This window comes from Nocardiopsis sp. NPDC101807 (genome assembly GCF_044766605.1).
Taxonomy (GTDB): domain Bacteria; phylum Actinomycetota; class Actinomycetes; order Streptosporangiales; family Streptosporangiaceae; genus Nocardiopsis; species Nocardiopsis tropica.
Window position 1 is genome coordinate 293,770 of sequence record NZ_JBIWMK010000008.1, and the last position, 21,313, is coordinate 315,082.

Annotated in this window: 15 protein-coding genes; 6 read left to right on the forward strand and 9 right to left on the reverse strand. The window is 74.6% G+C overall.

Annotated elements, in window-relative coordinates; translation table 11 throughout:
* The first annotated feature begins 381 nt into the window (after positions 1 to 381).
* The gene (locus tag ACIRPH_RS24740; protein ID WP_402918433.1) at positions 382 to 2,211 is read left to right on the forward strand and encodes a protein kinase; all 1,830 of its coding nucleotides are present in this window, start codon (positions 382 to 384) and stop codon (positions 2,209 to 2,211) included.
* Positions 2,212 to 2,235: 24 nt separating this feature from the next.
* Here ACIRPH_RS24740 and ACIRPH_RS24745 read toward each other — a convergent pair whose 3' ends face one another.
* The 3 genes from ACIRPH_RS24745 to ACIRPH_RS24755 all read right to left on the reverse strand — a co-directional run bounded on the left by ACIRPH_RS24745 (position 2,236) and on the right by ACIRPH_RS24755 (position 6,841).
* Complete coding sequence (locus tag ACIRPH_RS24745) at positions 2,236 to 3,276, reverse strand: hypothetical protein (RefSeq protein ID WP_402918436.1); 1,041 nt, start codon at positions 3,274 to 3,276, stop codon at positions 2,236 to 2,238.
* Between the two features lie 194 nt (positions 3,277 to 3,470).
* Positions 3,471 to 5,939 carry an ATP-binding protein gene (locus ACIRPH_RS24750; RefSeq protein WP_402918438.1) on the reverse strand — a complete coding sequence of 823 codons (2,469 nt, stop codon included), beginning with the start codon at positions 5,937 to 5,939 and terminating at the stop codon, positions 3,471 to 3,473.
* A 242-nt stretch (positions 5,940 to 6,181) separates the two neighbouring features.
* Entirely contained in the window at positions 6,182 to 6,841 is a 660-nt protein-coding gene (locus ACIRPH_RS24755) for a DUF1524 domain-containing protein (protein WP_402918441.1), read from the reverse strand.
* A 506-nt stretch (positions 6,842 to 7,347) separates the two neighbouring features.
* On the opposite strand from ACIRPH_RS24755, the gene thpD reads away from it, so the two are divergent.
* Complete coding sequence (thpD, locus tag ACIRPH_RS24760) at positions 7,348 to 8,253, forward strand: ectoine hydroxylase (RefSeq protein ID WP_402918444.1); 906 nt, start codon at positions 7,348 to 7,350, stop codon at positions 8,251 to 8,253.
* Between the two features lie 157 nt (positions 8,254 to 8,410).
* Here the strand turns inward: thpD and ACIRPH_RS24765 are convergent, their stop codons facing one another.
* The 3 genes from ACIRPH_RS24765 to ACIRPH_RS24775 form a co-directional block, all read right to left on the reverse strand.
* A complete protein-coding gene (locus ACIRPH_RS24765) occupies positions 8,411 to 12,502 on the reverse strand; it encodes a TcpE family conjugal transfer membrane protein (RefSeq protein WP_402918447.1) in 4,092 nt (1,363 codons plus the stop codon).
* Between the two features lie 18 nt (positions 12,503 to 12,520).
* The gene (locus ACIRPH_RS24770; protein WP_402918450.1) at positions 12,521 to 12,844 is read right to left on the reverse strand and encodes a hypothetical protein; all 324 of its coding nucleotides are present in this window, start codon (positions 12,842 to 12,844) and stop codon (positions 12,521 to 12,523) included.
* A gap of 72 nt (positions 12,845 to 12,916) precedes the next feature.
* Positions 12,917 to 13,867 carry a conjugal transfer protein gene (locus ACIRPH_RS24775; RefSeq protein WP_402918453.1) on the reverse strand — a complete coding sequence of 317 codons (951 nt, stop codon included), beginning with the start codon at positions 13,865 to 13,867 and terminating at the stop codon, positions 12,917 to 12,919.
* 466 nt (positions 13,868 to 14,333) lie between these two features.
* On the opposite strand from ACIRPH_RS24775, the gene ACIRPH_RS24780 reads away from it, so the two are divergent.
* Positions 14,334 to 15,044: a lysoplasmalogenase family protein gene (locus tag ACIRPH_RS24780; RefSeq protein WP_402918456.1), complete on the forward strand. Its 711-nt coding sequence runs from the start codon at positions 14,334 to 14,336 to the stop codon at positions 15,042 to 15,044.
* Positions 15,045 to 15,113: 69 nt separating this feature from the next.
* On the opposite strand, the gene ychF is transcribed toward ACIRPH_RS24780, so the two are convergent.
* The gene (gene ychF / locus ACIRPH_RS24785) at positions 15,114 to 16,199 is read right to left on the reverse strand and encodes a redox-regulated ATPase YchF (RefSeq protein ID WP_402918459.1); all 1,086 of its coding nucleotides are present in this window, start codon (positions 16,197 to 16,199) and stop codon (positions 15,114 to 15,116) included.
* A 422-nt stretch (positions 16,200 to 16,621) separates the two neighbouring features.
* On the opposite strand from ychF, the gene ACIRPH_RS24790 reads away from it, so the two are divergent.
* On the forward strand, positions 16,622 to 17,593 hold the full coding sequence (locus ACIRPH_RS24790) for an FkbM family methyltransferase (RefSeq protein ID WP_402918462.1): 972 nt from the start codon (positions 16,622 to 16,624) through the stop codon (positions 17,591 to 17,593).
* An 88-nt stretch (positions 17,594 to 17,681) separates the two neighbouring features.
* Here the strand turns inward: ACIRPH_RS24790 and ACIRPH_RS24795 are convergent, their stop codons facing one another.
* Positions 17,682 to 18,440 carry an alpha/beta fold hydrolase gene (locus tag ACIRPH_RS24795; RefSeq protein WP_402918465.1) on the reverse strand — a complete coding sequence of 253 codons (759 nt, stop codon included), beginning with the start codon at positions 18,438 to 18,440 and terminating at the stop codon, positions 17,682 to 17,684.
* 312 nt (positions 18,441 to 18,752) lie between these two features.
* Here ACIRPH_RS24795 and ACIRPH_RS24800 point away from each other — a divergent pair, with 312 nt between their 5' ends.
* A complete protein-coding gene (locus ACIRPH_RS24800; RefSeq protein WP_402918468.1) occupies positions 18,753 to 20,165 on the forward strand; it encodes a DNA recombination protein RmuC in 1,413 nt (470 codons plus the stop codon).
* A 231-nt stretch (positions 20,166 to 20,396) separates the two neighbouring features.
* Entirely contained in the window at positions 20,397 to 20,939 is a 543-nt protein-coding gene (locus ACIRPH_RS24805) for a DUF6542 domain-containing protein (protein WP_402918470.1), read from the forward strand.
* 95 nt (positions 20,940 to 21,034) lie between these two features.
* Here the strand turns inward: ACIRPH_RS24805 and ACIRPH_RS24810 are convergent, their stop codons facing one another.
* The gene (locus ACIRPH_RS24810; protein ID WP_402918473.1) at positions 21,035 to 21,313 is read right to left on the reverse strand and encodes an exodeoxyribonuclease VII small subunit; all 279 of its coding nucleotides are present in this window, start codon (positions 21,311 to 21,313) and stop codon (positions 21,035 to 21,037) included.

Sequence of the window (21,313 nt, forward strand, 5' to 3'; positions counted from 1 at the left end):
ACACCGTTCCGGGGAGTTTCCGTGGTGCGCGCCCGGACGCCGAAACATGGCCAAGGTCGTTAATGGCCCTGACCAGGACGCCCTCGCGTTCGGGCGGCCCCTCTCCCCCGGCCGGGCCCCGTTCGCCGAGGATTCCGTCGCACCGCACCGGTACCGTGGTCAGTGTCCCGGAAGACCCCTGCTCCCTCCCCCGGAACGACACCCCTCGGCGGTGACCGCTTTCGGTCACCTGCCGTTCGCGCCCGGGGGTGGAGGGTCTTGCCGGATTACAGTGAGAAAGCCTCAGAGAACGGCGGCGAGCACCGCGAGGCGCGGCGGCATGGCCTTTCCCGGATAGATTGGCCGCGCATCGTCCCCCACCGCCAGAAGGGATGCGCCCCTATGCCCACCCCCGGCCGTAGCACCGTCGGCCGTTACGAGCTGCGCGAAAGGCTCGGCGCGGGCGGAATGGGCACGGTGTGGCACGCCTGGGACCCCTCCCTCCAGCGCGACGTGGCCGTCAAGGAGGTCATCCTCCCCGAGGGCATGGACCCGGAGGACCGCGCCGAGGCACGGGCGCGCACCCTGCGCGAGGCGCAGGCGACCGCCAGGATCACCAACACGTCGGTGGTCACCATCCACGACGTGCTCGAGCACGACGACAGCCCCTGGATCGTGATGGAGCTGCTGAGCGGCGCGTCGATGCAGCACCACCTGGACCGGAACGGTCCGATGCCGGTGGAGCGGGTCGAGGAGGCGGCGAGGTCGCTGCTCGGCGGTCTGAGGGCGGCGCACGCCGCGGGGGTCACCCACCGCGACGTCAAGCCCGCCAACATCATGCTCACCGACGACGGCCGGACGGTCCTGACGGACTTCGGGATCGCGAACGTGGACGGCGGCGCCGCCCTCACCCAGACCGGCGTGTACATCGGCTCGCCCGAGTACATGGCGCCGGAGCGGTTCGAGGGGGAGCGCGCGCTGCCCGCGTCCGACCTGTGGAGTCTGGGCGTCACCCTGTACTCCCTGCTCGAGGGGCACACCCCGTTCAAGCGGGACAGCATCACGGGGATCATCAGCGCGGTGCTGACGGCGCCGATGCCGCCGCCGCTGTCCGTGCCGGGATACGGCGAGGACCCGGCGAGCGCGCCGCTGCGGGCGCTCATCGGGGCGCTGCTCGACCGGGACCCGGCGCGGCGGCCCGACCCGGCGGAGGCCCTGGCCCTCCTGGCCCGGGAGAGACGGGCCCACACGGGCGGCGCCGACCCCGGCCCGGGCACGGGTCCGCAGAGCGCCCCCGGCGGCGGCCCCGCGTCCGGGCCCGGCGGCGCCGGCGCGGGCGTGACCCGGTGGCAGGGCTCCGGCCCGAGCGGCGCGTACCCGGCGCAGCGGCAGCCGACCGGCGGCCACCCGGCCTTCCCGGACACCCTGCGGCCCGGAGCCCCGGGCGGCCCCACGGTGCCCGGCGTGATGGGGATACCGTCGGTGGCCGGCGGTTCGGGGCCCCAGGAGCCCCAGGGGCCGTCCGCGCACACGGGGGTGTCGGGCGGCCACCCGGCGCACCGGCCGAACCCCGCCGAACCCGCCGCGCCCGGGGCGCACGACACCCCTCACCCGATGACGGCGCCCGGCCGCCCGTACCGGCGGCAGCCGACCGGGAGGTACGGGGCGCAGGCCCCGCACGCGCAGGCTCCCGCAGCGCCGGGGACCGGGCACTTCACCCTGGCCGGGAGGGCCGCCGCCCCCGGGCACGGATCCGGGCACGCCGGTTTCGCCCCGGGGAGCGGTGCCCAGCCGGCGCCCGGGGTCCGGGGGGCGTGGGCGCACGGCGCGCCCGCGGCGGGCAGGCCGGTGCAGGTGGTCGTCGCGGCGGCGATGCTGGCGCTCAACGCCGCCTACCTGCTGTTCCTCACCGTGCTGTTCGCGGCCGAGGCCGTCAACGGGGGCGCCGCGGGCTGGGGAACGGTACTCCTCCTGGGACTGTGGGGGTCCTACTCGGTCATCGGGGCGGCCGGGGCGGTCCTGCGCTCGCGCCTCGTGTTCGGGGCGGTGGTGATCGTCCAGGGCATCGCGGCGATCGGGTTGTTCTTCGGCCTGTTCTCGGTGCTGATCTACAACCCGGAACAGCTGGCGTTCTACGTGCTGGTGCTGGTGTTCAACGTGGCGATCGGCGGCCTGCTGCTGCTCCCGCAGCGGGTGCGGGCCCACTTCGGGTTCGGCGGGGGCACCGCCTGAGCGGGTCCGCGACCGCGCGGCGCCTCATGGGGGAGCGGTGAGCAGCCCGTCCGCCGCGAGCACGCGCCCGACCCTCTCGTCGCGCACCCTGCGGGCCGACTCGGCGGTGGCGCACAGCTCGGACACGTCCGCCGAGGCGGCGCCGAGGAACCCGGCGGACACCCGGTGGTCGAGGTAGTCGGCGGTGGAGTCCACCGCCTCCTGGCACTGCTCCCACTCCCGGTGGGCGGCCACCGCCCGTTCGACCAGGACCCCGTACTCGGTGATCTGGGCGACCCGGGCGCGGACCGCGTCCTCGACCGCGCCCAGGTGCTCCCGCTGGGGTCTGAGCGCCTCCCGGACCCTGGGCGACGACGCCCGCTGCCACCGGCGCGCGTGGGCGCGGCGCAGCTCCCGCTGCCGGGCGAGGAGCGAGGCGATCCGCCACTCCTGCTCGCGGAGGACCGCCAGTGCCCGGTCGGTGTCCAGCGCGTCCGTGCCGAGGTCGGCCCGCGCGTCCGACACCAGGTCGATCGTGCGCTGCACCTCCGCGACCAGGGCGCGGTCGGCCTCGGTGAGGTCGTCGGCCAGGACCACGAACTGCTGTCTGGGCCCCTCCACCGCCCGTTCTGCGCCTGAGGTGAGGGCGTCGGCGGCCACCATGGCGACGAGGACGCCGAACAGGACCCAGGGCATGCCCGGGAACGGGTCCTGCGGGACGGCGTCCATCAGCCACACCGGGGCGGCGGCGACGGCGCCGGCCCCGACGAGGGCCCCCGTGGCGCGCATCGCGGGGCGGGCGTCCCCGCGGCAGGCGAGTGCGGCGACGTAGGCGACCAGGCTGATGCTGACGATCACCATGCCCAGGTGCCAGCCGGCGGTGAACAGGGCCAGTGCCGTGGTGGTCCCGACCCCGAGCAGCTGGACGCCGCCCTCCCTCAGCCGGGCCCGGCGCCCTGCCGAACCGGTGTCGTACCGGCGCGGGAAGCGGTCGGGCGCGCGCGCCTGCCAGGTGACCTCCTCCCGCAGCTCCTCGGGCAGGGAGGGGTCGACGACGGGTCGCGGCCGGATGACGTCCTCACTCATGGGCGGTCCCTCGTGAGTGGTGGGTCTGTCGGGAGGCGGGGCGGGGGCGGGCGCCCGGGGAGGAGCCCGACAAAAGAGGAGATGCCCACCCCGGGGCCGCCCCGAACCTGCCACCCGGGACGCCTTTGCCGCGCCCGGCGCCCGGCGCGCGGGGCACCGCCGCCGCCTGCGGGTCCCGTCCGCGACGCGGCCCGTCAGACCGGTTCGTCGTGCCCGGCCGCCACCAGGTCGTCCTCGTCTCCCGGGCGCTGCCGGGTGGGGTTGGTGTCGAGCCAGCGCAGCAGCCGGTCGGAGACGAGGTCGACGCCGATCCGCCCGGCCCGGCCGTCCAGGTCCCGGAACAGGCACTCGCCGTTGCCCAGGTTGCGCAGCACCGCGAGGTGGTCCTCGGTGGGGTCGACCCCGAGCAGGGCCATGACGCTCTCCACCTCGAAGCGCTCGCTGGAGCGGAACGCGAACACCGAGGAGAGGCAGTTGGTCACCTGCTCGTTCAGGAGGTCCCCGGCGTTCTGGGAGACGAGGATGAGCGCTGTGTTGCGGGAGCGGCCCATCCGGGAGACCTCGGGGACGAGCTTGGCGCCCTCGGGGGTGGAGGTGACCGCCCACGCCTCGTCCAGGAAGATCGCCTTGGGCAGGTGGCGGTCCAGGCCGTTCATCAGGCGGCGGGCGAACTGGGACACCAGGTAGAGCAGGGCGACGGAGAGCCTCTGCTCGTAGGAGTAGTCGTCGCGGCCCACGCCGGAGTCGGGCAGGGTGAGCCCGCCCAGGGTGAACACGGTGGTCCAGCCCTCGGAGTCGATCTGCGTCTCGCCCTGCGGGTCGAAGCAGAGCGAGGCGAGCCGCATCTCGGACATGGACTGCAGGACCGCGCCCAGGTTGCGGGAGGCGGCTCCGGGCGAGGAGACGAGGTGGTCGACGACCTTGGCGAGGGAGGGCCGGGGCTGGTTGGCGACCGCGGCGACCGCCTGGATCATGGCGGACTCGCGCTCCTCGCTCATGCGGGGCAGCAGGAGCCGCAGGGTCTCGGTGGCCATGGTCTTCTTGGCGGCGAGGTCGTCGCCGAAGGCGAACGGGTCGAGCAGCCCGGGCTGGGCCGATCCCAGTGACATGATCCTGGCCTTGCGGCCCCGGCGCCGGAGGAGCTCGACGAGCGACTCGGCGTCGCCCTTGGGGTCGATGGCGGCGACGGTGACGCCGCGCAGGGCCAGCTGGTAGATGAGCAGGAGCGCCAGGGTGGTCTTGCCGCCGCCGGGCTCGCCGGTGATGGCGATGGCGGTGGGGCGGTTGCGCGCGGCGGCGACCATGGGGTCGAAGTGCACGATGGAGCGGGCCCGGCCGATGCTCTCGCCGATGTAGGGGCCCACCCAGCCGCCCCCGCTGCGGTCGACGCGGTCCCCGACCTCGACGGTGGCGGTGGGCATGCCGCCCGCGATGGTGCGCAGGGGCTGGCGCTGGGCGTACGCCTGGAGCCGGATGCGGTCACCCGGCAGGGACTCGTTGAACAGGGAGAACTGGTCGCCGGTGGAGTTGATGACGTCGATGCCGATGTCGCGGTAGTGCTCGACGACGGCCTCGACCTGCTGGACGAGGAGGCGCTCGGTGGGCGCGGACACCATGAGCCGGTGCCAGCCGTAGACGAAGGGCAGCCGCTCCTTGGTGATGCCGTGCTCCAGCATGCGGGCGGCGTCGATCTGCTCGGCGAGCGCGATGGGCGCCTCCACCCCGGCCTCGCGGATGTGCGCGTCCATGTCGCGGGCGTGCGCGAGCTTGCGGCCGACGTCCTTGGATGCCTTGGCCGGCGGGATGAGCTTCATCCGCAGGGACACCTCGACCGGGAAGGGGAGAGCGTCGGCGTGGTGCAGCCACGGTTCGCCGTCCGGGAAGGGCATCAGGTCGGGGAAGCGGGCGAACGACAGGAACGCGACGTGGGTGGAGCCGGAGGGCTGTTCGAGGCGGAGCATGGAGCGGCCGTTGTGGACGACCCCGTCCACCAGCGCCTCGATCTCGCCGCGCCCCCAGGTGCGGCGGCCGGCGGCGGAGGGCCGGACCTCCTCGGCGGAGCCGCTGACCGAGTGTCTGATGAGCCACGCGATCTCGTCGGAGGTGGCGTGGCGCGCGTGGAGGGAGCTGGCCGCCAGCGCGCGGCCGAGCCGCTCGGACTGGTCCGTCCAGCGGGCGATCTCCTTGTCGTCCACGGCGTCGTCGTCGATGCCGAGGACCTCCTCGGTGCGCTGGTAGGCGCCGAACACCTGGGAGAACAGGCCGAGGCCGGTGCCGGAGCCCCGCAGGCCGAGGCGGACCCCGAGGTAGACCTCCTTGGTCCAGAAGTCCTTGGCCCACACGTGCCTGTACATCTCGTCGAGGTAGTCGTACCAGCCGGGGCCGGAGTCGGAGGTCCCGTCCAGGCTGGTGGCCCACTGGGCGGCCGGGTAGGTGCGGTGGGCGACGCGCAGGTGGACCTCGGCGTCGTTCATGCGGATGGCGGCGAGGGCGATGGTGATGTTGGTGGCCAGGGCCTGGCGCTCCTCGGGGGTGGTGAACTCGTAGGACACCGTCGGGAGCCGGAAGTAGGCCCAGGCCTCGTTGTCGCTGAAGAGCACGCGGTCGTCGAAGTAGCGGACCGTGAGGCGGGTCGCGCCGCGGGTCCCCCTGGTACCGGTCATCTCTGAGCCCTTCTGGTCGCGTCGCGTGTCGGGCGGGCCCGGAAGGCGGACGCACCCGGGCCTGCCGCCTGTGCCACCCTCCATAGTGGAGCATCGTGCCGGGGCCGTAGAAGCGGACGGGGTTACGGCGCGCCAGAATCCCCGCGAAAACGTGGCGCGCGCCCGTACGGGAGGGGCCCGCCCCCGTCGCGGGGGCGGGCCCGGGGACCGCGGTCGCGCGGTCCCGCGGCGGCGGTCGCCGTTCAGCAGGCGGAGTCGAGGGTGCCCTGGACGGAGGACTTCTCCGCGGAGGTCACGGTGAGGTCGTACACGTACTTCACGTTGATCCAGGACTTGACGTAGTCGCAGTGGACGGCGGTGTTGGTCGGCATCCACTGGGACGGGTCCTTGTCGCCCTTGGAGCCGTTGCTGGACGGGGTGGCGAGCCACAGCTGCGAGCTGGTGACGTCGTTGGCGAAGTCGGCGCGCCGGGACGTGGACCAGTCGGCCGCGCCGGTCTTCCACGCCTCGCTCAGCGGCACCTGGTGGTCGACGCTGATGTCGGACGGCTCGTCGTACACCCAGGTGTCGTCGAAGGCGCTGTACCAGCTGCCGGAGGTCGGCTGGCAGTCGTCGTCGGTGACCACGTCGTGCCCGTCGCGGAGCAGGACGACCTGGCGGGCGGTACAGGGGCTGTCGACGACGTTCCAGTGCGGGAAGAGGCTGCGGTCGTAGCCGGTCTGGGGCCCCTTGGCCGCGACGGTCAGGGAGCCGAGCTGGGCGCGGGCCTCGGAGGTGCTGGGGATGCCGGGCGGCAGGACGTGGTCCGCCGCGGCGGGCGTGGACCATCCGATGACGGCGGCGAGGGTCGCCGCGGCGGCGGCCGCGAGTACGCGCGGGACCGCGCGGGGGAAGGGGGTCACGTTTTTCTCCTCTTGAGCGGGTCGAGGAAACAAGGACCCCACTACTGTGGGGTAACGACGCTTTCCGCGCCAGTACCGGACAGGGAATTCGCACCTGTTCGGAAGTGACGGCCCCGCGTCTCCCCCCTTAATTTTGTCCCGACCTCTGTACCGTTTACTCGTGAACCAGATCACAAGTAAATCGCCCTGGGTGACGGCGTGTTTCGTTGCCTGTGACGGCGGAGCGGCCACCTGCGCGGACGTCCGGGCACGCCGACCGGGGGCACCGGGGGCGACGGAGGGCAGGTGGGCCCGGAGGATCCGAACGCCGGGGGCGGTCGGGGCGGGGCCGGCGAGAGCGCATTTATGCGTTTCGGCCCATAAGTAAAACGGTCCTACCCGGAAATGTAAACGACAAACACGAGAGCCGTGGGCGATTCAGGAATCTCCGGCCGATATTTGTTAAGTTCGCATGTCGTAGGGAACGCCGTCTACCTCAGAGAGGACGAACCCCACGGGGACAGGCCATGACTCTCCTGATAGACATACCGACCGCGGACGAGTACCCGACCCGCAAGGCCCACGAGCCCGCACTCCTGTACCGCAGGTCCCCCACCGTGTGGGGGTCTGCCGACGGCGGGCCCTTCTCCGCGGAGGAGATCGCGGACTACGACCGGCGCGGCTACACCCAGATCGACTCCCTCGTCAGCGGCGAGGAGGTCCAGGCCTACCGCGCCGAGCTGGAGCGGCTGTCGGCCGACCCCGGCCTCCGGGAGGACGACCGCGTGGTCGTCGACCCCGAGTCGGGCGGCGTCCAGTCGGTCTACGCGGTGCACGAGCTCAGCGACGTCTTCGCCGAACTCGTCAACGACCCGCGCCTGGTCGGGCGCGCACGCCAGATCCTGGGATCGGACGTGTACGTGCACCAGAGCCGCGTCAACCACAAGCCCGGCTTCGGCGGCGGCTCGTTCTTCTGGCACTCCAACTTCGAGACGTGGCACGCCGAGGACGGCATGCCGCGGATGCGGGCGGTGAGCTTCTCCGTCGCCCTGACCGAGAACCACCCCCACAACGGCGCCCTGATGGCCATCCCCGGCTCGCACCGCACGTTCGTCTCGTGCGTGGACCCGGCCCCGAGCCCGCACCACCGGACCCCGCCCAAGACGCGGGGCGTCGGCGTGCCCGACGAGAGCTCGCTCTCGCTGCTCGCCCACCAGCACGGCATCGAGGTGCTGACCGGTCCCGCGGGCGGGGCGACCGTCTTCGACGCCAACTGCATGCACGGCTCCGGCGACAACATCACGCCGCACCCGCGATCGGACGTGTTCGTGGTGTTCAACAGCGTCGAGAACGCCTGCACCACGCCGTTCGGCTCCGCGGGACCGCGCCCGGAGCACATCGCCTCCCGGGACTTCACCCCCGTGGGGCGCTGAACCACCGCCGCGCGGACGGGCCCCGCTCCTGCCCGCGCGGCGGTTCACCGTGTCCCCGTGCCGTACCGGCGCCCGGAGCCCCCGAGGGCTCCGGGCGCCGGTCGGTTCCCGGCCCGGTAGCCGCCTGCCGGGCGGCGGCCGGGGCCGGTCCCGGCCGCTACCGGACGAGCGCGTTGACGAGGACGCCTCCGAGCGCGCCGTGGGCGCGCTTGGTAGCCGGGCGCAGGGCCCCGACGTCGATCCTGGTGTAGGACGAGCCGAGGTGGTCGTCCCACGGGATGCGGACGATGGCCCGGCAGCGCCCGCGCGCGACCCGCTCGGCGGCGTCGACGTCCTTGAGGCTGCGCTTGCTGACGCCGTTGACGACGAGCACCGAGTTGGCCCGCAGCGCGTTGTAGCCGTTGCCGTCCAGCCAGTCGAACGTCATCGAGACCGCCCGTTCGGCGTCGGCGTTGGCCGGGGCGACCAGTACCAGGCCGTCCGCGACCGGCAGCGCCCGCGCGACGCCGGTGGCCGCGGGGTCCAGCAGGGTGATGCCGTAGAACGAGCCGAGCAGGGACGCGAGCTGGCCGTAGTCGCGGTCGTCCAGGGTCTGGACGTAGGGGTCGTCCAGGGTCTGGACGACCTCCAGTCCGGTGCCCGACTGGCTGGTGTAGCCGCTCATCCGGGCGTAGTCGCCGATCGCGTCCGCGTTGGCGAGCAGGGCGGTCAGGGTCTCCGGGGTCTGGGCCCCGACCCTGCGGGAGAGGCCGTTGGGTCCGGGGTTGACGTCGACCGCGACGACCAGGTCGTCGCGGTGCGCGGCCAGGGTGTGGCCGATCATGAGGGCGGTGACCGTCTGCCCCGCCCCTCCGGTGCACCCCAGGACCACGAGGCTGCGCGGGCCCTCCAGCGGGGTGCGCAGCCGCTCGATGTCGCTGGGGGGCAGGTCCGAGCGGACGGGCGCCGCCCCGCCGGTGACGACCTTGGCGAGGCGCCGCCAGCCCCGGGTGCCGCCGGACTCGCTGCCGCCCGGCTCGCCGCGGAGGGGCTCCTCCGGCTCCCTGACGGGCTCGGGAGGCCGGGGCCGCTGCGACGGGACGCCGTTGGGCGTGTCGCCCAGGCTCTCCTGTTCGCCCGTGCCGTGGTCGAGTTCGAGCTGGGGCCGGGGGTCCCGGGGGGACGCCTCGGGCTCGTCGCCCGGGGCGGGCTGGCCGAAGAGCTGTCCGAGCTTGCGGGCGTTCTGGGCGACCCGGTGGAAGACGCCGTCACCGGGGTCGTCGCCGTCCGCGGCCCCCGGGTCCGAGGGGGGCTCCGGGTCCGTACCGGGCGCCCCGTCGCCGGAGTCCCGGGCCGCGGCGGCGGGCGCGGCGGCGCCCGTGCCGCCGGGGTCCGCCGTCCCCCGCGACCACGGGTCCCCGGATCCGGGGCCCTCCGCCGCGAGGGCGTCGGCCATGCCGGGGTTGCCCCTGGGGCCGCGGGCGGCGCCCTCGTGCCCGTCCGCGTCGGCGGAGGCGTCCCGCCGGTCCGGTGCGTCCCCCGGGGCGGGCGGCGCGTCCTCCGCCGCGCCGGTGGCGCGCATGGTCCACCTGGTTCGCGGGGCCGCCGCGGCGGCCTCCGTCCCGGAACCGGCCGCCTCGGAGCGGGCGATCTCGGAGCGGGTCCCCGCCGGGCGGACGCCGTCTCCGCGGCCGTCCTCCCCGCGCCCGGCGTCGCGGACCGCTGCCGCGCGGCGGGCCAGGGCCGCGGCCTCGGCCTCCTCCAGGTCGGAGACCGTGCGCCGGCGCGCCGGGCCCGCTCCGGGGTCCGCGCGCACGTTGCGGTCGGCCCGACCGGGTTCGTCGCGGACCTCAGCGAAGCTGACGAGCTCGCCGGTCCCGTGGTCGAGCTGGGTGGGCGGTTTGGCCCCTTCCTCCGGGGCCGCCTGCTCCGGGACGGTCTCCGCGCGCCCGGCCGGCTCCGCCGCGTCCTCCTGCTCCGGCGCGCGGCGCACCGGCTCGGCGGCCTCCGTCCGGACCTCCTCCGTGCCGGGTGCGCCGGCCGGTCCGGACACGGCGACGGCGTCCTCGCGCAGCTCGCCGGCCGGGATGACCGGGTTCCCGCGGTCGCCGACCTTGGGCTGGTCCGGGTGGCGCTTCTTCCCGTCCTCGAACCACTCGCCGGGGTCCCGGGGGGCGTCCCGTTCGGTGCTGGGGACGGCGTCGGCGAACTTGGGGCGGGGCGGGGCAGGGGTGTCCGCCGTGATGAGGTGCCGGTCGAGCACCGACATGTGCGCGTCCCACTCCGGTCCCCGGTCCTGCGGTTCCTCCTCCGGCCTCCGGGGCATGGCGTCCTGTTCGCCGGTGCCGTGGTCCAGTTCCGGTGCGGGGACCGCGGCCGCGGTGCGGGACGCCTCGGCGTCGGGTGCGGCGTCGGGTGCGGGACCCGTCGCGGGGGACTCCGGGGGACGCGGGCCCCGGGTCCGCGCCTCCTCCCGCATGACCGGGGCCTGCGGGGCCCCGGAGACCGTGGCGGAGTCGGCCGGGTCCCCGGGTTCCCCGGTGTCGTGGTCGTCGTCGACGGCGACCCGCGCGTCCTGGCCGGAAGCCGGACCGGTCCCGTGCTCCGGAGCCCGCCCGTCGTCCCCGCGGTCCGCCTCCTCCGGGGAGGCGGCGGCCGGGGGCAGCCACGGCACGGCGGTCTCCGCGGCGGGCCGGCCGGTGGCGGCCGCGAAGCGGACCGCGTAGTCGGACAGGTCCGCGTGGTCGGCGGGGCCCTCCCCGGTCCGTCCCTCGTCCAGGTCCCACGGGGCGGCGTGCGGGCGTCCCCGGCGGCGCGGAGCCCGGGGCTCCTCGGAGGCCCGGTCCCCCTCGCCGGGGGCGGGCGCGGTCCCCGCTTCGGGGAGGCCGAGTCCCTGGGCCCGGACGGGGCGCTGCTCCTTCGGGCCCCGTTCGCGCACCTGCTCGGTGCGGCGCTCCTCCAGGTCCTTCGCGACCCGGATCCCCTGGGTGCGGCCGCGCAGGCGCCGCGCGGCGGGCGTGTCCTCCTGCGGCTCGGGGTCGGGGGCGGACATCACCTCCTCGGCACGGCGGCGCTCCCGTCCCGGCGCCCGGTTCCCGGCGACGGCGTCGGCGACCTCGTCCCGGCTGAGGGCGCCGGTGTCGCCGAGTGAGTAGGCGCTCTTGGAGGTGAGGCCGACGGGGGTCTCGCCGGAGGAGGCGCGCAGGTTGGCGAACCACGCGTCGCTGTCGCGCTGTTCGTCGTTCTCGGTCCGGTGGACCGGCTCGTCGTCGAACGCGTCCCGTTCGCCGTCGTCGCCGCTCCCGGCCTCCTCCGGGGCGGCGGGGCGCTCCGGTCGCAGGCCCCACCCGAAGTAGTTGAGCACGCGGCGGCCGACCCCCCGGCGCGGCCCGTCGGGGCCGTCCGGCGTGCCGGGGTCCCCGTGGGGCCCCCCGGGCTCCCCGGAGGCGTGGAACGCCCCGCCCCGGGCCTCCTCCGGCGCCCGGTCGCCGGGTCGCGCGAGGGACGCGACGGCGACCGGGACGCGCTCCTCGCGCGCGGGGGCCCCGGCCTCCCCGGCCCGTTCCGGCGCGGTCCGCTCCTCCGGGGACGCGGCCCGGGAGGGCGCCGCGGACGCGCGCACGGCGGAGGACGGGAGCAGGGGCGCCGCCGGGACGCGGACCGGCTCGCGGTCCCCGGGCCCGGCGCCCCTCCCCGGCGCGGCGGGCGCCGGCGCCTCCTCGACCGCCGGCGCGGACGCGGAGACGCGTTCGGCCAGGCCGGGCAGCGGGGGCGCGGACGCGGGGGCGGGGCGCACGGCCGGCGTCTCCTCGGCCGGGGCCGCGGCGGGGGCGGCCTCCACCGCCCGGCGCTCGGCGCGGCGGCGCCTGGGCACGGCCAGGGGGCCCGCCTCGGGGTCGCGGTGCCACACGCGCACCGCGACGCGGACCTCGGAGGGCTCGTACTCGGGGGCCAGACGGGTGTACACCCTGGCCTCGGCGAGGAAGCGCGCCTGGGAGAGGAGCAGCTCGGTGAGCCGCTTGCCCTCGATGACCGGCCGCGTCGCCAGCACCGTGATCACCCCGGGGGGCACGACCCAGAGCACCAGGTGCCAGCCGTTGCCGAACACGAAGGGCGCGTTGAGGATGCTGAGCAGGACCACCCAGAGCGCGAACACGCCCAGGGCGACCCCGAACGTGCCCACCGGGAGCGGCATGGGCAGCCGGAAATCGTAGAGCTTGTACAGCCGCTTCTCGATACGCCAGATGTTGGTGTACGTGGGCAGATCCACGTTCCCGGCCTCCCTCGCCTATTCCGTCGATACGCCCATCGCTCGGGCGAGCGCCACTGCGATGACCTCGATGATGCCGGGGACGTAGAACACGATCCCGATGAAGATCGCCAGGATGATGAACTGCGCGAACCGTGTGATCTCCCTCGTGAACAGGAAGAACACCGCCACGATGGACACGATGACGAGGAAGAGGGGCCCGAAGAAGCCGCGCAGGAAGTCGGCGAGGCCCCCGGTGTCGGGGGCGTTCTCCGTCGGGGTGGTCCCGACCGCGAGGGTCAGCAGGTCGGTGGCGCCAACGGCATGGAACACGTCAGGTGTGGATGACAGCAGGGGGAGCATGTCAGGCGCCGTCCTCCGCTGTCGTGACCGGTGTGCTCATGGTTCTTCTCGTCTCCTTGCCTACTGGCCCCGTCACCCGCCGAACGAGCGGGGGGCTCCCTGGATGTCGCGGACGTGCCACTCCGAACCGGAGTCGACGACCGTGACCAGGTAGTTCTGTGTCACCTGTCCGACCTCGGCCCCGTCGGGGGCCGGGACGCTCCACGTGACCGTGGCCGCTACCCGTCGTACGTCATCATCCCCGTTCGGGGACTGTGATGGCACCGCCATATCGGACAGTTCGACGAATTCCAGGCTGTTCTCCGGAAGTGGGGCGATGGTGACGCCCGGTTCGACGTAGCGCTCCAGGTGCGCGGGCTCCCCCGCGTAGGCCTCGAAGAAGCCCGACAGCACCTCCGTCAGCTGCTCGGCGGCCTGCGGGTCGGTCTCGAAGGAGGCCTCCTCCGGCAGGCTCGCCCGGCTGGGCGGGGCGAGGAAGGCCGGGGCGCCGGCCACCACCAGTGAGTCCCCGTCCGCGTAGACGGGCACGTCCAGGCGCATGGGTTCGCCGTTGACGTCGGCCCGCACGATGATGGAGGCGTTGTGGTCGTCGTGGACGTCCACGGCGACGACGGTGAGGTTGTCCCCGGTGAGGCTGTCGGCGGGGACCTCGAGCCCGGCCGCCTCGCCCTCGGGGACGAACGCCGCCAGGGCCGACAGTCGCGCCTCGGTGTCGGCGGTGTCGAGGTAGGCGTCGGCGAACCGGAGGCCGAAGGCCGCGGCCGCCGTCTCCGGGTAGGCGGGCTCCTCCGCCTGCTCGGGCTCCTCGGAGGCCGTGGGCAGGGCGAACCCCCCGCGCAGGGGGAACCAGATGCCGTTGAAGACGACGACGATGATGAACGCCCACAGGACGGCGCGTCCCACGCCGACCCACCAGCGCCCGCCCGACCCGGCACGGGGCCGTCGGGTTCGGGGGGCGTCGAACTCCATCTCGTCGCCCTCCCGGTCACGTACGGCGGTGCCGCGTCGTGACGCCTTCGCCATCCCCGCCTCCTGCACACAGTTCCGCGCCGCCCGCTTCGGACGGCGTATCCGCCACGCCCTTGTCTACCCCATCCCTATAGTGAGGCATTGTGGGGGTTGGGAGCGGCCTCCGTGACTCCGCGTTTCCCCGCCAACAACGCATTGCGCGCAACGGTAGAACTTCCCAAAAGGTGCATACCACAGCAACGGTTCAGAGAACTCAAGGTGGGGCTGTGTACATCGGCGCAGTTTTGGTTGGGCCGGAAAGCGATTAGTCACTCGGCAGGGAGCAAGTTCTGTCCTCCGGGGGCAGGAAACCGTTGACGGGATGTAACCGGGATCTCCTTCCGGCGGATCCGAAAGCCCTCCGGGGAGCCCGAGGACGCCACCGCGGCCCCACCCCTCCCACCGCCCCCGCACGCACGGCGCCCCCGCGGCGGGGTCCCCGGGGCCCTGCGGGGCGCGGTGCGGCGCCTAGGATGGCGCGATGCTCCCCCGCCGCCCCCTCGCTCGGGCCCTGCTGGCCCTCTACGCCGCGTTGTCCGCCCTCCACCTCGCCGTCCAGTGGCACGGCGCCGACGACTGGTCCCGCCCGACACAGGCGCTGCTGATGCCCGTCCTGGCCGCCGTCCTCCTCGCGGAGGCCGCCCGGCCGGGCGCACGCCTCGCCGCCCTGGCCGCGACCGCCCTCGGCCTCTCCTGGCTCGGCGACACCGCGCCCGCGCTGGCCTCGGGCGACACGGCGTTCCTGTTGATGGTGGGGTTCTTCCTCGTCGCGCAGGTCGTGTACGCCGTCGCCTTCGCGCCCCTGCGGTCGGACAGCGTCCTCCACCGCCGCAGGGCGCTCCTCGTCCCCTACGCCGCGGCCGTGGGGGCGCTGACCCTGGCCTGCGCCCCCGGCGCGGGAGACCTGCTGGTCCCGGTGCTCCTGTACGGGCTCTGCCTGGGGACGGCGGCGGTCCTCGCCACCGGGGTCCACCCGCTCGCGGGGGTCGGCGGGGCGCTGTTCCTCGTCTCCGACGGCCTGATCGCCCTCAGGGCGTTCGTCCCCGGGTTCGGCCTCCCCGGGGACGGCTTCTGGGTGATGCTCACCTACACCGCGGCGCAGGCGCTGCTCGTGCTCGGCGTCCTGGCCCGGCTGCGGGCACCGGGCCGGTCCGCCCCCGTGCCGGGCGCGGCGCCCGCCGACAGCGCGTGAGGGGCCGCGTGCCGCCGCGGTCACGGCGGCGCGCGGCCCCTCACGGGTGCTGCGGGATCCCGGGTCCGGTCAGACGTTGAAGCGGAACTCGACCACGTCGCCGTCGGCCATCACGTACTCCTTGCCCTCCATGCGGACCTTGCCCGCGGCGCGGGCGGTCTGCATGTCGCCCGCGGCCACGAGGTCGTCGTAGGAGACCACCTCGGCCTTGATGAAGCCGCGCTGGAAGTCGGTGTGGATGACGCCGGCGGCCTCGGGGGCGGTCGCGCCCTTGCTGATCGTCCAGGCGCGGGCCTCCTTGGGCCCGGCGGTCAGGTAGGTCTGGAGCCCGAGGGTGTCGAAGCCGACCCGGGCGAGCTGTGCCAGGCCCGACTCGGACTGCCCCAGGGACTCCAGGAGCTCCTGTGCCTCGTCGTCGTCCAGTTCGGCCAGCTCCGCCTCGATCTTGGCGTCGAGGAAGATCGCCTCGGCCGGGGCGACGAGGGCCTGGAGCTTGCCGCGCAGCGCCTCGTCGGCGAGCTCGTCGGTGTCGAGGTTGAACACGTAGATGAACGGCTTGACCGTGAGCAGGCTCAGCTCGCGCAGCCGGTCCAGGTCGATGCCCTCGGCGGCGGACAGCGACGTGCCGCCGTCCAGGACCTCCTGGGCCCGCCGGGCGGCCTGGAGCAGCTCCTGGGCGTCCTTGTCCTTGGCGTTGCGCTTGGCGTCCTTCTCCAGGCGCGGGAGCGCCTTCTCCAGGGTCTGGAGGTCGGCGAGGATCAGCTCGGTGTTGATGGTCTCGATGTCGCGGGAGGGCTCGACGTCGCCGTCGACGTGCGTGACGTCGGGGTCGTCGAAGGCCCGGATCACCTGGCAGATGGCGTCGCTCTCGCGGATGTTGGCGAGGAACTTGTTGCCCAGGCCCTCACCGGTGGAGGCGCCGCGCACGATGCCCGCGATGTCGACGAAGTCCACCGTCGCCGGGAGGACCTTGGCCGAACCGAAGATCTCGGCCAGCTTCCCGAGCCGGCCGTCGGGCACGCCCACGACCCCGACGTTGGGCTCGATGGTCGCGAACGGGTAGTTCGCCGCCAGAGCGTCGTTCTTGGTCAGGGCGTTGAAGAGGGTGGACTTGCCGACGTTGGGCAGGCCGACGATCCCGATAGACAGACTCACAAGGCCAGAGTCTATGCGGACCGGCGGGTGGGACGGTCCCCCGCCGCCGGAAACCGGGACCGATCACCGAAACACGCTGCACAGGGGACGCTGCTCACAGTAGGTTCGTTCAACGTCTCCGGGGACCGGGGGCGGAAACCGTCCGGGCGGCCGTGTGCCGCGCACCGGGCTCCCGCACCCCGCGTCCCCGGTCGAAAACACGGCCGCTGACACGGGGGAGGCGGCATCCGGTGGACGTCCGGTCCGCGCCCGGCGGGGGCGACGGGGGCCACAGGGGCACGGTGGGCTCCTCGACCGACCCGGCGCGACGGGCGGGCGGCACGTCCGGGGGTACCGCGCGCCGGCGCGGCCCCGCCGCGGGGGCGGCGGGGCCTTCCGCCCACCCGCCCCTGCCGCGGCCACGTTCCTGGGGGAGGACAACTGTGGTCACCGAACAACTCCGGGCGCTCGTGCGCCGCTACCCGCTCGTCCGCTTCGCGACACGGCAGATCCGCGTGCGCCTGCCGAGGCGGCTGGGCGGTCTGGACCCCGCGCACGTCCCGCCGTGGAGCCGCAGCTTCACCTTCGCCCTTCCCCGGCTGGCGTCGGACGCCCGCGGGACCGGGCCGGACAGCCTCACCCTGCGGCTCCCCGGCGACCTGACGGTGCCCCGGCGCCTGGCCGCGTTCGGCCTGGCCCGCCACGAACCCGACAGCCTGGCCTGTTTCCTCGCCATGCTCGGCCACACGCGGCCCGGGGCGGTGCTCGACGTCGGGTCGGGGGTGGGGGTCTACTCGGTGCTGGCCGCCGCGCGCAGCAGCCGGCCCGTGTTCGCCTTCGAGCCCACGCCCGAGATCGCCTCGGCCGCCCGCGCGGTGTCGTCCTCCGCGGACCTGGGGTTCTCGGTGGTGGAGCTGGCGCTGAGCAACCACAACGGCACCGCCCACCTGCGCCGGGCCAGGAACAACGACATGTGCAACACGCTGGTGCACGCCGCCCGGGGAGACCTGTCCCACATCACCGTGGGGGTGAGCACCCTGGCCCGGTGGAGCGAGACCGCGTCCGCCGCCCCGGCGGTCGTGAAGATCGACACGGTCGGCACGGAGCCCGACGTGGTCGCCGGGGGGCTGGAGGTGCTGCGCCGGTACCGGCCGTGGATGCTGGTCAGGGTCCGGCCCGACCGGGGGGTCGAGGAGCGGTTGATGGCGCTGCTCGACCCGCTGGAGTACACGTGGTACCCGGTGAGCGGGAGGCCCCCCTACCGGCCGCGTCCGGAGATCGCCGGACGGGCCTCACCCGCCTCGGAGAGGATGTGGCTGTTCACGCCCGAGCCGGCCCCCTCCGGTTTCTGGGCCTCGGTGTCCGGTTGGCGCGAGGCGCTCGGGGCCTGCTCCCCGGGTCCCAGGAGCGCCTGAGCCGGCGGGGCGGCCCGCGCCGGGGCCCGCCCGGACCGCGCGCGGCCCGGGGGCGGGGCCGTGGTCGGCCGGGAGGGCTCCCGGGCGGCTACAGCAGCGCCCGGGCCGCTCCGGCCGCGGTCTTGCGGGGGGACGACGGCGCACGGCCGCGCGCCCAGTCGTCCAGGGCGTCGACCAGGGCCGCCGGCTCGTCGCGGTGGACGCAGTGGCCCGCCCCCTCCACGACCCGTACGGTGAAGCCGCGCTCGGCGAGCTCCCGTGCCGCACGCGGGTCGACGGTGATGCCGTTCCCCGCGCGCAGGACGAGGGAGGGGACGGCCGGCCTCTCCGGGAGGAAGTCCCTTCCGGCGACCTCCGAGGCGACGAAGTCGAAGAACGCCGGGTCGAAGGAGGCGAAGCCGCTGAGCTCCTTCTCGACGTCGGCGTCGCTCCACCTGGGGTTGAGCTGGCGCACGCCCTCGACGTCCGCGGTGGCGAACACCCTGCGCATGCGCTCGCCCGCGTCGTCGGCCATGGGCGGGAGCCGGAACGCCGGGTCGACGTAGACCGCCCGGCGGGGCCTGAGCCGCTCGACGGCCAGGGAGAGCGCGACCCCGCCCATCGAGTGTCCGACGACCGCGTCGAGCCCCGTGGGGAGGGAGTCCGCCAGGTCGTCCCCGAGCGCCTCGACGCTGTAGCGGCCGCGCGGACTGCGTCCGTGGCCGCGCATGTCCACGCCGAGCACACGGTGGCCGCGGCCGACCAGTTCGGCCTCGACGGCGTGCCAGGTCCCGTGGTGTGCCATGGCCCCGTGGACGAGGGCGATGGTGTGGTCTCCGGCGCCGCTGCTGTAGGTCTCCAGTCGCATGGGAGGGGCCTCCTCGGATAGGGGGACTGCGGGGGATCCGGGGCCGGTGCGGGGCTCCGGCCTTCGCGTACGGACCTCCAGGGTCTCGAAAACTTTTGCACGAGGAAAGAGGGTGTCCGGATGCGGACTCGGGTCCGCGTCCTCCCACCGCCCCCCGGAGCCCCGGTGGCGACGCCGCCTCCCACGGGACGGCCCCGCGCGGGACGGCCGCGGGGCCCGGGGCGTCGGACATGCCGGACTTGGTCGGCCTGCCCGCCGATGTCCTGCGTGGCGGGGAGACCGGGGCGCACGGCGGCTGGCACCATGTGCGCCATGGACGGTCTCGCACTCGTACTCATGCTCCTGGTCGGCCTGGCGATCGGCGCCGCCGTGGGCTGGATCCTCGCCCGCGGGAGGGAGGCCGAGGCCCGTGCGGACGCCCGGGCCGCCGAGGAGCGGGCGGCCTACGTCGAGGAGCAGCTCGGCGACCGGTTCCGCGCCCTGTCCGCGCAGGCCCTGGACCAGACCAACCAGCGCTTCCTGGAGCTCGCGGAGGGACGCCTGCGCGCGGTCAGCGCCCAGGCGGGCGGGGACCTCGACGAGCGGCGGCGGGCGGTGGAGCGCATGGTGGAACCGCTGACCGAGACGCTGAACCGGGTGGAGCGGCAGCTCAGGGAGGTGGACGCGGGACGCGTGGCCGCCCACGCGGAGCTGGCCAAGCAGGTGGAGTACGTGCGCGAGGGGTCGGAGCGCCTGGGGGAGCAGACCCGGTCCCTGGTGACCGCGCTGCGGCGGCCCGAGGCGCGCGGCCGGTGGGGCGAGCTGCAGCTGCGCCGGGTGGCGGAGCTGGCGGGAATGGGGCCCCACTGCGACTTCGAGGAGCAGGCGGCGACGCGGGACGGGTCGCAGCGCCCCGACATGGTGGTGCGCCTGGCCGGGGGCAAGAACATCGTCGTGGACTCCAAGGTGCCGCTCTCCGCGTACCTGGACGCCGTGGAGGCGGGTCGGGAGGAGGCCGCGGGGGAGCGCCTGCGCGCCCACGCGCGGCACCTCCGCACACATGTCGACCAGCTGGCGGCCAAGTCGTACTGGGCGGCGTTCACCCCGGCGCCGGAGTTCGTGGTGCTGTTCATCCCCGGAGAGGCCTTCCTGGCCCCGGCCCTGGAGCACGACCCCGACCTGTTGGAACACGCGATGGCGCGGCGGGTCCACATCGCCACGCCGACGACGCTGATCTCCCTGTTGCGGACGGCGCAGTACGCGTGGCAGCAGGAGGCGCTGAGCGAGAACGCGAGGGCGGTGTTCGACCTCGGCAAGCAGCTGCACGAACGGCTGGGGAGGCTGGGCGGGCACGTGGAGGGCCTGGGACGGGCGCTGACCAGGACCGTGACCGCCTACAACCAGACGGTGGGGTCGCTGGAGAGCCGCGTGCTCGTGACCGCCCGGCGGTTCGGCGAGCTGGGCCTCGTGGAGGGCGGGCTGGACCGTCCGAGCGGCGTGGAGGAGCGCCCGCGCACGGTGGCGGCCCCCGAGTTGTCGGGGTACGGGCCGGACGTCCCGGGAGAGGACGGGTACGCGCTCGGCGGACCGGTGGCGGACGGCCCCCCGGGGCGCGACGGGGTCCGTGGGGCGGTTCCCGACGTGGGAGACCGGGAGGGCTCGCATTTCGACGGTATTCGGCATGTGGGTAACGAAAGCAATGGTTCGACCGGAAAAGAGCCCCGAAAGAGCGTGCACGGGTCGTGAAACCGCAGGTCGAGGCAGGTTCGACAAGGCGGCCGAGGACAACTCGGGCGACCGCCTCCGGAGCGGCGGAACCGCGGTGCGTCATGCTGGTGTCCGACGCGTGGGAGGCGTGTTCGCGACGGAAGGGGCAAGTGACCGAAATGGCGACACGTTCCCCGGAAAAGACGCCCTACGATTACTAGAAGTGACACACTAAGAACCGTGAGTAATAAACTGGGGAGGCGAACGGTTATGCCCCCGCGGAAGGCGGACGGTCCGGAGCCCGGGCACGCACCGTACTTCGTGCGGCCCGAGGGCCGCGGCAGGGGCGCGCGGAGCGCCCGGAGGAGAGCGGGCGCGGCCCCGGGCGCCCCGGAGGGGAACCCCGTGCGCCGGCCGCCCCGCCTGACCGGCCGGGGCGGGGTCCTGGTCATCGCCGTGCTGAGCTTCGCCGGGACCATGATCGCCCAGTGGTCGGGCGTCCCCGCCGTGCCGGGCATCGCCTTCACGGTCGCCTGCCTGGCGACGGCGTCCTCGGTCCGCCCCGCCGACCTGCTCCCGCTGTCGGTCAGCCCGCCCCTGGCGTTCTTCGTGGCCGTGGCCGCCGCCGAGGGCGTGCTGGCCCTGGGCAACGAGGGGTTCGCGCGGGTCCTGCTCCTGGGCCTCGCCTCGCGGCTGGCCGAGGCGGCCCCCTGGCTCTTCCTGGGCACCGCGCTGGTCCTGGTCATCGGGGTCTTCCGCGGCCTGCCCGGCAACCTCCGCGACCTGGGCGACGAGCTCAACGGCCGCGGGTAGCGCCGCCGCCGGGCGCACCCCGCGGGGGCCGGCTCCCCGTTCCCCCGGCGGGCGTTCCCACCGCGTGCCGGGCCGTCGCCGGGGGCCGGCGCGGATCAGAAGGGCGCGTCCCCGTCCGCCGGGGGGTCGTCCTCCCGGCGCTCGTCCATGGCGGCGGCCATCTTGGCCCGGGCGCCCTCCAGCCACTGCTCGCACACGCGGGCCAGCTCCTCGCCCCGCTCCCACAGGGCCAGGGACTCCTTGAGGCTGAGCCCGCCCGACTCCAGTCGGCGGACCACCGTGTTGAGCTCCTCGCGGCTCTCCTCGTAGCTCAGCTCCGGCACGGCGGCCCCGCCGCCGTCCTTGCCGTCGGTCTTCGTGCCCTTGGCGGCCAT